This window comes from Sporosarcina saromensis, from assembly GCF_054901285.1.
Genome location: NZ_CM142738.1, coordinates 3195634 through 3211141, shown reverse-complemented (window position 1 = coordinate 3211141; position 15508 = coordinate 3195634). Strand labels below are relative to the sequence as shown.

Here is a 15508-nt window from a genome sequence, read left to right as displayed (position 1 = left end):
ATGCGTTTAGATAAATTAGTATCAAATATGGGATTTGGATCTCGTAAAGAAGTGAAAGGTTTACTGAAGAAAGGTGCCATCCAAGTGAATGGTGTCCCTGTTAAAGATCCGGCGCTACATGTTCATCCTGAACAAGATGAGGTATCCATATTAGGTGAGCGTATCATTTACCGGGAATTCATTTACTTGATGATGCACAAACCACAAGGTGTCATTTCTGCCACGGAAGACAATCGGGACCGGACAGTTATCGATTTATTGGATGATGAATACCGACATTTTGAACCGTTCCCAGTTGGGCGGCTTGACAAAGATACGGAAGGGTTATTGTTGCTGACGAACAACGGCAAGTTGGCACATGAGTTGTTATCCCCTAAAAAGGAAGTGCCGAAGATGTATTACGCTCATATTGAGGGGGTTGTCGACCAAGAGGATGTTGAACGTTTCGCAGAAGGCGTTACATTGGAAGATGGTTATTTCACGAAGCCTGGAATGCTGAAAATCCTAAAGTCGGCTCCTATCTCAGAAATCGAATTGACGATTACTGAAGGGAAATTCCATCAAGTGAAGCGAATGTTTGAGGCGGTCGGAAAGAAAGTGATTTATCTCAAGCGAATGACAATGGGTGAGTTGACGTTGGATGAATCACTTGCATTAGGAGAGTGTCGTGAACTAACGGATGAGGAAATAAACTTGTTGCTATAAAAATGACAGGTGTAGTACTAGTAGTGTTTGTGAAACTATTGATTCGCTAAACGGCAAAAAAGCAAGGGTATTAGAACTCTTGCTTTTTTGCTTTCGTCTTATTGGCTTTAATGAGCACATAAATATCCTTAACATTAAGTACGAGCAACCCTACTAAAAGCAACCAAACAAAATAGATTTGCCAAAATTGTCTGCTATAAATTCCCGCTGTCTAAACGTGAAAAAGTAAACAACTATTGTTAATAGCAGGTCGCAAACTGTAGTCACGATTTCTTTTTTGTTTTCAAGTATTCCAGATAAGATAATCCTTGCAAAAATAATGAGTAGATTTATACTGAAAAAATTCACCATATCCGTAGTGAAGTCAGGGGTCATTTATATCCTCCTGTCGGATTTATTTAGTATAAAAAACTGTTTTATCACTACTATAGAAGTAGTGCGTGATCGGCGTTCTAATGCTTGTCGAGCCTGAGCAAGCGCCCTCCGCTTTTTAGATAATCCAGCTGCGGGCGCTAGGCTCTCGAGTCGCTTCAAGCCGAGCAAAAAGGCAAAGGGCGCCTTTCCGCTCGGCCTTCCATCGCTTGTCGAGCCTGAGCAAGCGCCCTCCGCTTTTTAATAATCCAGCTGCGGGCGCTAGAGGCTCGGGGTCATAAGTCAAAGCTGCTTTGTGGCAAAGGGCGCCACGCCGCATCTTCGCCTTATGCCTGTCGCCTCTGTGCAAGCGCCCTCCGCTTTTTAGATAATCCAGCTGCGGGCGCTAGGCTCTCGAGTCGCTTCAGGCCGATCAAAAAGGCAAAGAGCGCCTTTCCGATCGGCCTTCCAGCGCTTGTCGAGCCTATGCGAGCGCCCTTCGCTTTTTAGGGTTGTCAGGAGGTTAATTTCACTTTTTTCTTTGTTGTAGTCCATTTACCGCGAGCGGGGCTTGTGATGAGATCGTTATATTCGAGGACATTCAGGTCCCTTTGTGCTGTGCGGTTGGTGATGCCGAATTCCTCGACAACGTTTTCTGTAGTGACGACTCCTCGATCAAGGATATATAAATAAACGTCCTTGATGCGAGTGAGCATACGATCAGTAGCTGGATTCAACTGGGAAACCACTCCTTCATCTTCATTTTCCAAAACAATGGGCATGAGACTGTTGAATGTTACCTTTATGAGTTGAAATCGCCTCCGACAATGCACTCCCTTCATCAGAACGTTGCGTCAGATGCAATGTTCTGACAATATAAGTATACATCATTTTTGTTAATCGTACATGAATTTTTTGTGAATACTTTGTATGAAAAGTTTTGTCCTTTATTTTCTAAGCGGAACGTGTAAAAATAGGTTATTAAGAAAGAAGGTGCTTGCATTGACGAAGTGGGACGAAAAAGCATTGAATCACCAAGATTATCTGATACATGATTTGAAAACCTTACTCGCCATTCCATCGGTTTTGGATGAAGAACAAGCAACGAGTGATGCGCCGTTCGGACCAGAACCGAAGCGTGCTTTAGAGTGGCTGTTGGAAGAAGGTCGGCGAGCAGGCTTTACCGTAAAAAATATTGATAACATGGCAGGTCATATTGAAATGGGAGAAGGGGAAGAGTTACTCGGTATCCTCTGTCACGTAGATGTCGTCCCAGCAGGTGAGAATTGGACCTATGAACCGTTTGCAGGAACCGTTGCAGATGGTAAGTTGTTCGGTCGAGGGGCAATCGATGACAAAGGACCGACGATGGCAGCTTGGCATGCGATGAAACTCGTGAAAGAAGCAGGCATACCACTCGGTAAACGGGTGAGGCTTATTATCGGAACCGATGAAGAAAGTGGTTTTAGATGTGTTGACCGGTACTTTGAGAAAGAGGAAATGCCGACAATTGGTTTTGCACCTGATGCTGATTTCCCTATTATTCACGCAGAAAAAGGAATTGCGAGCCTCGAGTTTACACAAAACGTGGAAAACGCAGATGGACAACTTCTGGCATTTACATCTGGTGATCGGACAAATATGGTACCTGATCTTGCACATGCGAAGTTTAAAGCGGATTTGTCTGCCATTGAGGGTAAAATTGAAAGCTACATGAATCTTCAGGATTTCGCTTTTTCACTAGTTGAACATAACGGAATCATTGATATAACCGTCCATGGGAAATCTGCTCATGCAATGGAACCTGACAACGGCGTGAATGCAGCAGTGTTGTTAGCTGCGTTTTTGAATAAAATCTTTACAGAAGGTCCGTCCAAAGACTTTACCCAATTCATGGTGGATGCGTTTGGCAATGAAACAAGAGGTCGTTATTTAGGATTGGCTTTCAATGATGAAATTTCAGGCGATACAACGTTGAACGCAGGAATTGTATCGTTTACACCTGAAGAAGGCGCTAAGATTGAAGTGAGTATGCGCTATTCAGTGACCTATCCTTTCGATGAGAAAATTAAGACTTGCATCGATCGCTTAAAGGACTCTACATTCCGTTTAGACGTGCAATCAAATTCAACACCACATCATGTAGATGCAAATGATCCATTTATCCAAACACTACAAGCGATCTATACCGAACATACCGGTAAAGAAGCCGAGCTGTTAGCAATTGGTGGAGGTACGTATGCACGTGTGCTTGAAAAAGGTGTCGCATTCGGAATGCTTTTCCCTGGAAGAGAGGATGTCGCACATCAAGCAGATGAATATGTATATATTGAGGACTTAATCAAAGCGACAGCCATTTACGCAGCGGCGATCAGCCGTCTAGCATCAAAAGAAGAGGATGGGGAATAGCATGACGACGTATTTTATTGATGGGCAGTTCTTGAGCAAGGAAGACGTGAACATTTCTATAGATGACCGAGGGTATTACTTTGGTGATGGCGTCTATGAAGTGATAAAAGTGTATAATGGATCGTTGTTTACAGCAGCTGAACATATTGCACGTCTGTTCCAAAGTGCACAAAAAATAAAAATGACAATCCCTTATTCAGAGCAACAGTTGATTGATGTGGCGAAAGAGTTAGTAAAGGCGAATGAAATTAGCACTGGCCATATCTATTTACAAGTGACCCGTGGAGCAGCCCCACGTGTTCACCAGTTCTCTGATTTTAGTGTGCCTGTTGTCGTAACAGGTTATGGTCTTGTGAATCCAAGACCGACGACGAACTTGGAAAAGGGGGTTGCGGCCAAATTAGTTGAAGATGTTCGATGGTTACGTTGTGATATTAAAAGTTTAAATTTACTTGGAAATGTATTGGCGAAACAAGAAGCGTACGAAGAAGGTTGTGCAGAAGCAATTTTTGTTCGTGATGGAATTATTACAGAAGGATCGTCATCAAACCTATTCGGTATGAAAGATGGTATTGTCTATACACACCCTGCGACGAACCTTATTTTAAATGGCATTACCCGACAAGTTGTTTTACAGTTATGTGAAGAAAACGGAATACCTGTAGTTGAAAAGCCGTTTACTCCACAAGAAGCATTTGAGATGGATGAATTAATCATTACGTCTACAACTGCGGAAGTGACACCTGTTATTCAGTTGGATGATAAGGAAATAGGAACCGGGATGCCAGGTCCAATTACGAAAAAATTGCAAGCTGCATTTGCATTACGCATTCCTGCTTTTGTAACAGGAAACTAATGAAGATTACCGGCTGATCGGAGTGATTGAATTTGGCGCAGCTCGTTAAACTGCTTGATTATGTTTCTCGCTATGAAAATGATCTATCTCGTTATCCGACGCAGTATATTCGTTTGAAAACTTCCCATTGGGAGCGCATGAAAATGCGTTGGTTGAATGAAGAGGATTTAACGATGTGGCAACAAGAAGCAGTAATGGAGCCTGAACAACAACCGGAAGAAGGGAAATGGTTTTCCCCCTTCTTCCGGCTCCTGAAAAAGAAAGATCAACAGGAGGAGGAAATTGAAGTCGACATTGAAACAGAAGTACAAGATGAAAAAGAGTTGTTTGACTTTAATCCTTCCATCATTTATAAACCTGAGAACCTTGAACAATTAAAAAAACTCTATATGGACCAATTGTTCCATTTCCAATTAAAATGGGCGAGCTCTACGATGTTAGAGCACTCACGATTAGATGCAAAGTTCCTGCGTGACTCTCTATTAAAGAGTTTCACACAACAACTCCCTGATAGTTATTTGCTGTTTTACTACCCAGTCTTGAAAGTGAAAAAAGCACCTGTCGAACTGGATATTTTATTGATCACTCCGCTTGAATGTTTATGCATAACTGTACTAGAAGGTGAAGATGCATCTGCATTCATCGGGACTGGAGACCGTTTTTGGACGAAAAAAATAGGTGATCGAGAAACAAAACTCGTTAACCCCTTAATCGGATTAAATCGTATGGAGAAAATTGTCTCGAGCATTTTCGCAGAGCAGAACATACAATTTCCTGTGAAGAAATTCATCGTTTCGAAGAATGGCTATATTGATTACCCAGCAGTTCCTTTTGACACAAAAATTGTCGATAGACGCTCGTTTGCAGACTGGTTCGGTGCATTACAGAGGTCAACGATTCCGATGAAGTTTAATCAATTCAAAGCGGCACAAGTATTATTGGATACAACACAAACAACTGCTTCAAGTAGATTGTTTGACGAGCAAGAAGAACAGATGGATATTAATGAATAGAAATGAGTGCTAACAACTATGCGACTTAGAAATAAACCATGGGCGAAAGATTTTATGGGTGAACACCCGGATGTCTTGATCCTTGAAGAAGAAGGAAAGAACATTAATTGGAAAGAAATCTTCGGCAATGAACAACCGATTCATGTTGAAGTAGGAACGGGTAAAGGCCAGTTTGTTATCGGCATGGCGCTTGCTAACCCGGATATTAACTATATTGGGGTTGAGCACTTTGATAACGTCATTGTATCAGCGTTAGAGAAAGTGATAGAGGCTGACAAGCCGTCGAACTTACGACTTATTAGAGGAAATGGTGCAAACCTCGAACAATTATTTGGAGCGGGTGAATTGGACAGGGTCTATTTGAATTTCTCTGATCCATGGCCAAAAACTCGACATGCCAAAAGAAGGTTGACGCACGAGTCGTTTTTGGCACGCTATGAAAACGTGTTGAAAGCCAAAGGGGAAATCCACTTTAAGACCGACAACCGTAAGCTGTTTGAGTATTCTCTTGTTTCAATGTCAACATACGGGATGCAACTGCTTGATGTATCACTTGATTTGCATGCTGAAATGCCGGAGGATAATATTATGACCGAATACGAGGAGAAGTTCTCAGCGAAAGGGCAACCGATCTATCGTTTAGAGGCGGTCTATAACAACTGAAATAGGGAATGAGAAAGGGGCGTATGATGATGGATTCGTATGTATTTCATGATATGAAACTTGTTTGGCTCGATGGGGGAGTCAACTATCTCGATGGAGGCACAATGTTTGGTGTTGTACCGAAAGCGTTGTGGTCACGAAAATATGCAGTCGATGAACAAAACTTAATTGAATTACGGACCGATCCAATTTACATTGCCTATGAAGGTAAGCATATCTTAATAGATACAGGCATTGGAAAAGGGAAACTATCCGATAAAATGAAACGCAATCTAGGTGTTCGTGCGGAGACCAAAGTAGAAGAAAGTTTAGCCGAGCTTGGTTTGAAGCCGAATGATATCGACATCATTCTCATGTCTCATTTACATAATGACCATGCAGCCGGTTTAACAGGTTGGGAAAATGGTGAACTTGTGTCCATCTTTCCGAATGCTGATATCTTTGTCTCACAAGTGGAGTGGGATGAAATGCGGAATCCAAACATTCGCTCACGAAACACGTACTGGAAAGAGAATTGGGAGCCGATTCAACAACAATTGAAAACATTTGAAGGACAAGTGACGGTTTTACCAGGTGTTGAGATGATTCATACGGGTGGTCATAGTGACGGCCATAGTATTATCAAACTAACGCAAAACGGAGAAACGATTGTCCATATGGCTGATATCATGCCTACACATGCGCACAGCAATCCGTTGTGGGTATTAGCTTACGATGATTACCCAATGACATCGATTTTTGCAAAAGAAAAAATCATGAAAGAAGCATTAGTAAACGGCTATAAATTTATCTTTTATCATGACGCTGTGTATCGGCTTGTTCAGTGGGATGAAAGCGGTAAAGAAATCGTTGCGTCACTTGAACGAACGAAGTAAACATAAAAAGTAGAGAGGGCGAACGCTCCTCTCTACTTTTTTCATACAACCATTCACTTTTGAATTAACTCGACGACTGTGCCTGTTTGCGCGTTTGCGGCGAATTCGTATTGTTCAAGCTCTCCATTCTTTATACGTGAAATGCCGCCACGGTAGACGTCCATCGTTAAGACATTGTTCGTGAAAGGTTCAGGCTTCATAACAATCCACGAGCCATCAATAGGACCTTCCTTTTTAAAAGCCTCTTTTACAGCATGTAAGACATCCTCTGCCGGTGTGTTCGGGTTCATCTTCTGAAACGCTTGATTGACAATTATTCCAGCTGCAACACCTGTTAATATGCCTGCCGCGAAATCTTTTATTTTCATGTGTGAAACCCCCTCAACTAATCTTCTTCAAGTGTACCATAATTCCTTTTTATTTTTAACTTTCGTGAAATCTGAATGGGAGAACCCGTAGAAAAATTAATTCGCCAACCTAAATATTCTTAATGGAAAGTTTCTGACTACTGCTCTATACTAGACATAGTACATATCAAATTGGGGGCTTATTACTATGAACAACGAAACGCTGACAATGTTTAAAACTTTGACGGAGTTACCAGCAGCACCTGGAAATGAGCATATGCTCCGTGCCTATATGCGAGAGGAACTTGGGAAGTATTCAGATGAAATTATCCAGGACAATTTAGGTGGCATCTTTGGTGTATGCAAAGGAGCAGAGGACAGTCCGAGAATTATGGTTGCAGGTCATATGGATGAAGTCGGATTCATGGTAACGGCCATAACGGACAACGGAATGCTTCGTTTTCAACCATTAGGAGGATGGTGGAATCAAGTATTACTTGCACAACGCGTACAAGTAATTACGGATGCAGGTCCAGTCGTCGGTGTTATCGGCTCAATCCCTCCACATCTGTTAAGCGATGAAGTCCGCAATAAACCAATGGACATTAAAAACATGTTAATTGATATTGGTGCTGATGATAAAGAAGATGCAAAGAAAATCGGTATCCGCCCTGGTCAACAAATTGTTCCGATTTGCCCATTCACACCAATGGCAAATGACAAAAAGATTATGGCGAAAGCATGGGATAACCGATACGGCTGCGGATTAGCCATTGAACTATTGAAAGAAGTGCATGGAGCAGAGTTGCCAAACACACTTTATTCCGGAGCGAATGTAATGGAAGAAGTTGGACTACGAGGAGCGCAAACTGCAGCACGGATGATCAATCCAGATCTGTTCTTCGCGTTAGATGCAAGTCCTGCTAATGACGCATCTGGCAATAAATCCGAATTTGGGCAACTAGGTAAAGGTACATTGCTCCGGATTTTAGACCGCACAATGGTAACACATCGGGGGATGAGAGAGTTCATCCTCGATATGGCTGAAACGCATAATATCCCTTATCAATACTTCATCTCGCAAGGTGGTACAGATGCAGGACAAGTTCATGTTTCCAATGAAGGTGTGCCAAGCGCAGTTATCGGAATATGCTCTCGCTATATCCATACGGCTGCATCCATTATCCATACAGACGATTATGCAGCGGCAAAAGAACTGCTTGTGAAATTGGTCAAAGCATGTGATAAGTCAACTGTGGAAACAATCAAAAAGAACGTGTAACGAATGGGACCATCCTTTCTGTGTGATGAAGGATGGTCTTTATTCATCTACGAGGAGTGGTCAAATGGAGTTTGTCATTGGGTCAATGAATCCAGCAAAAGTGAAGGCGGTAAAAGCTATCATCTCTGAACATTTTCCGTCAAGCAATTTCGTTACTGCAGATGTACCCTCACAAGTCAGCAATCAACCAATTGGAGATGAGGAGACGAGAAGAGGCGCAGTGAACAGAGCAAAAAATGCCGCAGCTACAAAACAAGGGGCAATCGGAATTGGACTTGAAGGTGGCGTTCGTACGTTGGAGGATGAACTTTATCTTTGTAATTGGGGAGCACTCGTTTTGCCTACAGGTCAAACGTTTACAGCGGGTGGCGCGCAAATCCTTTTGCCAAGAGAGATTGCATCAGAGATTTTGGCAGGCAAAGAATTGGGCGAAGTCGTAGATGCGTATTTTCATGCAAAAGGAATTTCCCACAGTGAAGGGGCAGTTGGCATGTTTACCGCAAATGTCGTCACAAGGGACACAATGTTTGAACATGTCATGCGCTTGATCATTGGGCAATATAAATATGGAAGAGCATCTCACTAAAACTCGATATTTGCATATGTTGCTTAGAAACTTTAAAATGGTAATGATATTTAGTAAAATTAACATGTAATGATGGGAGGATCTTGAATGTTCCGCTTTTGGAAATTATTATTCCTACTAAGTATAGCAATTGGTGTATTAGCTGCATGCGGGAAAAATGTCGACGAAATGGCGGATGATGGATTACTTGCTGCCAAAGAGGCCTTCCAGTTGCATGATAAACAAAGAAATGATGAAATTCAAGGCGTCTCTCTATATAAACCTACAGGATTTACAATTGAAGAGTCATCTGATGCGCAAAACATCGTCATGAAAAAAGGGGATGAAACGTTCATACTGTTCATTAATCCCAATGAAACGAGACAAAGTCGTCTATTTTATGACCTTCTCGACACATCAGAAGTGAATGAGCGTTTTGAAGCGATTTTTACGGATGAAGGGTACTTTGGTTTCGCATCGATCGTCCAATTAGCAGAAGACCAAGTCGAGCTGATTGCAAGTGTCGGTGGTGTTAAAATGACGACCATTTCTAAGTTGAAAGATATCGAAACGAACATGGCGCGCATGATGGAAATTGTCCGGTCTATTGAACAAGACGCATAATTAAAGCGGTCACCGTTGATACATTCGACGAGCGGCCGTTTATTTTTGACAGAAAGGATGAGGTGAATGAAATCTGCTCAACTGGTTGAAATCTTAAAAGGAAAATTGCCATCACACGAATTTAAATGGAACTTTGATCGGAAAAACGACAAAGTCCGCTTAGAGCATACTGTGTTAAATAAAGGAATGGATATTTCGCTTCCTGAAATTCTGGCTAAATATGAAACGGATGGTGAGGCATCTATCCGTGAAGTAGTTTATACAATCAAAGAAACATTTACGGCAATGGAAAAGGAGTTAGCAGAAGGATTCCTACAAAACACAGTCATTTATCCAGTTATTCGATCGACTTCTTTTCCGTTAACATCAAAAGCGGGCGATCCATTTATTTATAAAAATCACACAGCTGAAACAAGAATTTTCTATGCACTCGATCTTGGGACGACTTATCGATTAATCGATGAAACGATGATTGCTTCATTAGGTGTGAGTGAGCAAGAAATTATAGAATCTGCACTTTTTAAAGTGCGCTCACTACCGACAGAGGTGAAACGAGATGAAGTCGCAGGAAATGTATTTTATTTTGTTAACAACAAAGATGGGTATGATGCAAGTCGGATTTTGAATGTTGCTTTTTTGAGAGAGATGGAACAAAAAATCGATGGTCACATGACCGTTTCCGTACCTCATCAAGACGTCCTAATTATCGGAGATATTCGAAACGACACGGGTTATGATATCCTTGCTCAAATGACGATGCAATTTTTCACAGTCGGGACGGTCCCGATTACATCCTTGTCATTTATATATGAAAATGGCAAAATGGAACCGATCTTTATAATGGCGAAAAACAGGGTAACACGAAAGGAAGAAAACAAATGAATATATTTTACAATCAAACAGGTGTCGGCGATGTCCTCATGATTCAATTGACAACAAATCGGCCGGCAGAAGTTGAAACTGAAAAAGTAAATGACGTAGCACTCATAAAAGATGCTGAAACGAAAGAAGTAGTTGCTCTTAACGTGTTCAATGCTTCCGAATTCCTGAAAGTTGAAGTGGACGGGCAAGTTGAATTGACAGAGGAAGTTGTTAAGCAAGTCCAAGATGCGTTGGACAAGAACAGAGTAAGTTTGGAGCTAGAAGTGGATCTCTCACCAAAATTCGTAATTGGGTATGTCGAACAGAAAGAAAAACACCCGAATGCAGATAAATTAAGTGTCTGTACTGTAGACGTCGGATCAGAAAAACTGCAAATTGTTTGTGGAGCCCCAAATGTAGATGCTGGTCAAAAAGTTGTTGTTGCAAAAGTGGGTGCTGTTATGCCATCGGGTATGATTATTAAAGATGCGGAGTTAAGAGGAGTTCCATCCTCTGGTATGATTTGTTCAGCTAAAGAACTTAATTTACCAAATGCACCTGAAGAAAAAGGGATATTAGTCCTTCCAGCAGACTCAGAAACAGGGAATGCTTTTACATTTTAATTGTTCCGTGCGTACTGCCTCACGCAGTACGTTTTTCTTATTTTAGGCATCTAATTGATTTAACGAGCAAAAACCTGTTAAAATAAACTGATCGTCGTGAAAAGAGTGATAGTATTGATATGGATTAAAAAATTGATGAACCGTGTGTTTGAAACGGAAAATGAGCAAGAATATCGTATGGAAGATCATGAGAATCAGAATGAGAGAGAACTAGAGACAACAGAACAAACAAGCAATGAACGTCCTGCCTTCCGCTTTCCAATCATTACGGATGCAGAAATTTATGGTTGGGGACCTGATGATCAAAATGAAGAACGAGAGAAAAAATCCAAGGAACAGCTCGTAACCCAGTTGGATGACGATGATTTCGAGCCCGTACCGTTGTATAAAAATGAAAGATGGCCAGGAGAACGGAAACAAGGGGTCATCCACCGAGCAAATGCACCTGCTAAATACAAGACTGAAAAAAAGCAACCGCAAACTGTTGAACACCCTAAACCTAAGCCTTCCTCTGGAGAAGAGGCGGTGCGGACATCCATCATCCAAAAACGGAGTAATCGTCCTTTCACGCCAACTGAGGTGCCCTCTCCAGTGTATGGCTACATGAAACCTTCTGACAGGGTTGCAAAGACGGATACCTCTTATCAAGGTGATTTGCCAAAAAATGATTCAAATGCACATAACTCGCCTGTAACGTGGGAGTCGGAAAAGGACGTTCGGTATGACGCAATCCGCCATGATGAGTTGAATCAAGAACGAATAGACGAAGTGCCAGCTAACATGGATGTTGAAAACGAGCTTCAGCCAGCTTATGATGATTCCATTGTAGATGGTCATGAAGAACAAATAAGTGAAACAGCATCGAGTGTAGAGCACGAACAAACCGCTCTTGTTCATGAATCGACAATTCCGGAAGAAGAGCTTGTTGAACCTGAACCATTTGACGCGCTTTCTGAAACTAATTATGAAGACGGACAAACGTCGTATGAGGTGGAACGCGAGGACTTGGAAAGTACGAGTTCAGTAGTAGGAAAAGAGTTTATCGCAACTGATGAAGAGGCTCCAACAATCGAAAGTTCTATCGAAATAAGGACTTCAAACGATTCATCACATATGCATACTTCAACAGAGCGGAAAAAAGAGAAGACTGTTCCGTTTAATGTTTTGATGTTGAAGAATGACAAAATGAAATACGAAAGTCAACAGCAAATGAAACAAACAGTTAGTAAGAATCTAAATGGATGGCAAGTTTCAAGCGAACAAGACGAGGGTTTGGAAGTAGAAAGCCTAAACGGGATTGATGAACAACCAAGTTCAATGCACGCAGAGGAAGAACAACCTTTTTACGCGTTTCCACCGAAAGATTTCCTTGTCCATCCTGAAGCGCATATTGAGGATACGGAATGGTTACAGACGCAATCTGTGAAATTGGAAGAAGCGCTTTCCTATTTTGCGATTCAAGCAACTGTCATTGAGGCTGTACAAGGTCCGACGGTAACGAGGTTTGAATTGACAGTCGGACATGGTACAAAAGTGAGTAAAGTGAGGAACTTGACGGATGATTTAAAACTGGCACTCGCTGCAGAAGATATTCGAATTCAAGCGCCGATACCTGGAACAAGTTCAATCGGTATTGAAATTCCGAATCGCAAACCGCGTGCAGTAAGAATATCTGAAGTCATTGAAACGAAACGATTCCAAGAATCCGATTCTCCATTGGAAGCAGTACTTGGCTTAAGCCTGACGGGAGAACCGGTAACACTTGATTTGCGCAAAATGCCACATGGAATGATCGCCGGAGCTACCGGATCAGGGAAATCGGTTTGCATTAACTCGATTCTTATTAGTCTTTTGTATAAATCTTCGCCAACAGATTTAAAAATGTTGCTCATAGACCCTAAAATGGTTGAGTTGGCACCTTATAATGGCATTCCACATTTGTTAAGTCCGGTCATCACGGATGTTAAGGCGGCAACTGCAGCATTGAAATGGGCAGTCGGTGAAATGGAACGTCGCTATGAGTTATTTGCTCATGCGGGTGCAAGGAATATTGAACGTTACAACGAAATGGCGGAGAAAGATCGTAAGTTTTCGTTGAAATTACCTTATTTACTCATTGTCATTGATGAGCTAGCTGACTTGATGATGATGGCTCCTGCAGATGTAGAAGTGTCGATTAGCCGCATTACGCAAAAAGCAAGGGCATGCGGTATTCATTTAATTATCGCAACCCAAAGACCTTCAGTAGATGTCATTACAGGAACGATTAAAGCGAACGTACCGACGCGAATTGCATTTTCGGTCTCTTCTCAAATCGATTCGAGAACAATTATTGATACACCAGGTGCGGAAAGACTTCTTGGTAAAGGAGATATGCTATACTTGGGGAACGGTCAATCATCTGCTGTTAGGCTACAAGGTACATTTGTCACGGATGGCGAAATTGAACGTATAATAGAACACGTTCAAAACGAAGCGGAACCTGATTATTTATTTGGTCAAGAAGATTTATTGGCAAACGCAGTTGAAGAAGAAGAGTCCGATCCGTTGTTTGCGGATGCTTGTCTGTTCATTATTGAACAGCAAAGTGCTTCTACTTCGTTGTTGCAGCGGAATTTCAGCATTGGTTACAATCGAGCTGCGAAATTAATGGATCGGATGGAAAAGTTAGGTTTTATATCCGAACAACGGGGTAGTAAAGCTAGAGAAGTTTTCGTAACTGAAAGCAGTTTTGATAACTACTTGAATGGAACTGAAAGAACATAATTTAAATGATTACTAGAATCCATTAGAGAATGGGAATAGAGCTTATAAGGAATGAATATTGGCGTATAATGAAGGAGAGGTTCCTACAGATGTCCTTCAAGATATGACCGGTTTTCAGAATGTGGGAGCAGAAATGATCCCGGGAGGTTGCAATATGACATTGTTTCATTTTACAGGCATTAAAGGTTCAGGGATGAGTTCGCTCGCACAGATCCTACACGATTCCAATTTTAACGTACAAGGTTCTGACGTTGAAAAGTACTTCTTTACAGAAGATCCGTTGCATGAAAGAAACATTACGATTTATCCATTTGATGAAAAGAATATTACGGAAGGGATGACGGTAATCGCTGGAAATGCATTTCCCGATAGTCATCCAGAAATAGCAAAAGCAAAAGAATTAGGCGTGGATGTAGTCCGCTACCATGAGTTTTTAGGGCAATATATGAAAGCATTCGTCTCTGTTGCCATTACAGGCAGCCATGGCAAGACCTCTACTACAGGTTTGTTGGCACACGTGCTTTCGGGCGATTCTCCTACATCCTATTTAATTGGAGATGGCACAGGGAGTGGTGTGCAAGATAGTAAATATTTCGTTTTTGAAGCTTGTGAATACAAACGTCATTTCCTTGCGTATGATCCCGATTATGCCATCATGACCAATATTGACTTTGATCACCCTGATTACTTCAAGGATTTGGAGGATGTCATGGAAGCGTTCGGTCAAATGGCTGTACAGGTGAAGAAAGCAATCATTGCATGCGGGGATGATTTGCATCTTCAACAAATCCAAGCGAATGTACCCGTGGTATATTATGGCTTTGATGAAGGAAATGATTTTGCCGCTAAAAACATTACGAAATCGGCAAACGGATCGAATTTCGACGTGTATGTGAGAAATGAATTTTACCACAATTTCACAATTCCTTTGCCAGGTGATCATGCCATTTTAAATGCACTAGGTGTCATTTCACTTTGCCATTACGAAGGAATTCCAGTATCGACGATCGAAATGCGATTAGCATCATTTGCTGGAGTAAAAAGGCGGTTTTCAATTAAAGAGGCTCAAGGCAAAGTCATTGTAGATGATTACGCTCATCATCCGACTGAAATTAAAGCAACGATCCAGTCAGCCCGTCAAAAATATCCTGACAAGGAAGTCATTGCGATCTTCCAACCGCATACGTTTACGCGGACAGCAGCTCTGCTTTCTCAATTTGCGGAAAGCTTGGAAGCAGCTGACCATGTGTACTTGTGCGATATATTCAGTTCAGCTCGAGAAGTGGCAGGTAATTTGACGATTAAAGATTTAATCGCTAAAATCCAACAGGCAAAACATCTTGAACTTGATCATATTGACGTTTTAGATGCTCACGGGAATGCAGTATACCTATTCATGGGTGCTGGTGATATCCAAAAGTATATGAATGTCTTTACAGACCATACTGAAAAGGAAGAAACAGCTTGATCCATAAGGGTCTGCTGTTTTTTCTTCTGACATTCAAAAAACACATCTAATCCCCTAACGATACGATAAAAAAGGAAATTTCCTATTTTATTTCGGAAAA

Annotated in this window: 15 protein-coding genes; 13 read left to right on the top strand and 2 right to left on the bottom strand. The window is 41.6% G+C overall.

Translation table 11 applies throughout. The features are described 5' to 3' along the window. Positions 1–705 (top strand): pseudouridine synthase, encoded by a 705-nt coding sequence (locus tag ACVHUV_RS16370; protein WP_462085312.1) that lies wholly within the window; start codon positions 1–3, stop codon positions 703–705. Positions 706–1571: 866 nt separating this feature from the next. Here the strand turns inward: ACVHUV_RS16370 and ACVHUV_RS16365 are convergent. Then, complete coding sequence (locus tag ACVHUV_RS16365) at positions 1572–1793, bottom strand: DeoR family transcriptional regulator (protein ID WP_317943012.1); 222 nt, start codon at positions 1791–1793, stop codon at positions 1572–1574. Positions 1794–2058: 265 nt separating this feature from the next. Between ACVHUV_RS16365 and pepV the strand changes: the two genes are divergently transcribed. Genes pepV through ACVHUV_RS16340 form a run of 5 tightly spaced genes read left to right on the top strand, consistent with a single transcriptional unit; the run spans position 2059 to position 6872 of the window. Further along, positions 2059–3465 (top strand): dipeptidase PepV, encoded by a 1407-nt coding sequence (gene pepV, locus ACVHUV_RS16360; RefSeq protein ID WP_462085311.1) that lies wholly within the window; start codon positions 2059–2061, stop codon positions 3463–3465. A 1-nt stretch (position 3466) separates the two neighbouring features. Further along, positions 3467–4321 carry a D-amino-acid transaminase gene (gene dat / locus ACVHUV_RS16355; protein WP_462085310.1) on the top strand — a complete coding sequence of 285 codons (855 nt, stop codon included), beginning with the start codon at positions 3467–3469 and terminating at the stop codon, positions 4319–4321. Positions 4322–4353: 32 nt separating this feature from the next. Continuing rightward, positions 4354–5334 (top strand): nuclease-related domain-containing protein, encoded by a 981-nt coding sequence (locus ACVHUV_RS16350; protein WP_462085309.1) that lies wholly within the window; start codon positions 4354–4356, stop codon positions 5332–5334. 18 nt (positions 5335–5352) lie between these two features. Beyond that, entirely contained in the window at positions 5353–5997 is a 645-nt protein-coding gene (gene trmB, locus ACVHUV_RS16345) for a tRNA (guanosine(46)-N7)-methyltransferase TrmB (protein ID WP_462085308.1), read from the top strand. Positions 5998–6026: 29 nt separating this feature from the next. After that, positions 6027–6872: a YtnP family quorum-quenching lactonase gene (locus ACVHUV_RS16340; protein WP_462085307.1), complete on the top strand. Its 846-nt coding sequence runs from the start codon at positions 6027–6029 to the stop codon at positions 6870–6872. 53 nt (positions 6873–6925) lie between these two features. Here the strand turns inward: ACVHUV_RS16340 and ACVHUV_RS16335 are convergent, their stop codons facing one another. Beyond that, positions 6926–7240, bottom strand: a complete 315-nt coding sequence (locus ACVHUV_RS16335; RefSeq protein WP_317942768.1) for a hypothetical protein — start codon at positions 7238–7240, stop codon at positions 6926–6928. A 187-nt stretch (positions 7241–7427) separates the two neighbouring features. Between ACVHUV_RS16335 and ACVHUV_RS16330 the strand changes: the two genes are divergently transcribed. From ACVHUV_RS16330 to murC, 7 genes are all read left to right on the top strand, one after another. Continuing rightward, positions 7428–8501, top strand: coding sequence for a M42 family metallopeptidase (locus ACVHUV_RS16330; protein ID WP_462085306.1), 1074 nt, complete (start codon positions 7428–7430; stop codon positions 8499–8501). Between the two features lie 64 nt (positions 8502–8565). Further along, a complete protein-coding gene (locus ACVHUV_RS16325; protein ID WP_462085305.1) occupies positions 8566–9087 on the top strand; it encodes a DUF84 family protein in 522 nt (173 codons plus the stop codon). Positions 9088–9174: 87 nt separating this feature from the next. Then, positions 9175–9690, top strand: coding sequence for a hypothetical protein (locus ACVHUV_RS16320; RefSeq protein ID WP_462085304.1), 516 nt, complete (start codon positions 9175–9177; stop codon positions 9688–9690). A 66-nt stretch (positions 9691–9756) separates the two neighbouring features. Beyond that, positions 9757–10572 (top strand): DUF1444 family protein, encoded by an 816-nt coding sequence (locus tag ACVHUV_RS16315; RefSeq protein WP_462085303.1) that lies wholly within the window; start codon positions 9757–9759, stop codon positions 10570–10572. Further along, positions 10569–11174 (top strand): YtpR family tRNA-binding protein, encoded by a 606-nt coding sequence (gene ytpR / locus ACVHUV_RS16310; protein ID WP_462085302.1) that lies wholly within the window; start codon positions 10569–10571, stop codon positions 11172–11174. Before ACVHUV_RS16315 ends, ytpR begins: the two co-directional genes overlap by 4 nt. A 114-nt stretch (positions 11175–11288) precedes the next feature. Continuing rightward, the gene (locus tag ACVHUV_RS16305) at positions 11289–13940 is read left to right on the top strand and encodes a DNA translocase FtsK (RefSeq protein ID WP_462085301.1); all 2652 of its coding nucleotides are present in this window, start codon (positions 11289–11291) and stop codon (positions 13938–13940) included. A gap of 154 nt (positions 13941–14094) precedes the next feature. Beyond that, entirely contained in the window at positions 14095–15408 is a 1314-nt protein-coding gene (gene murC, locus ACVHUV_RS16300) for a UDP-N-acetylmuramate--L-alanine ligase (RefSeq protein ID WP_317942776.1), read from the top strand. Positions 15409–15508: the final 100 nt, after the last annotated feature.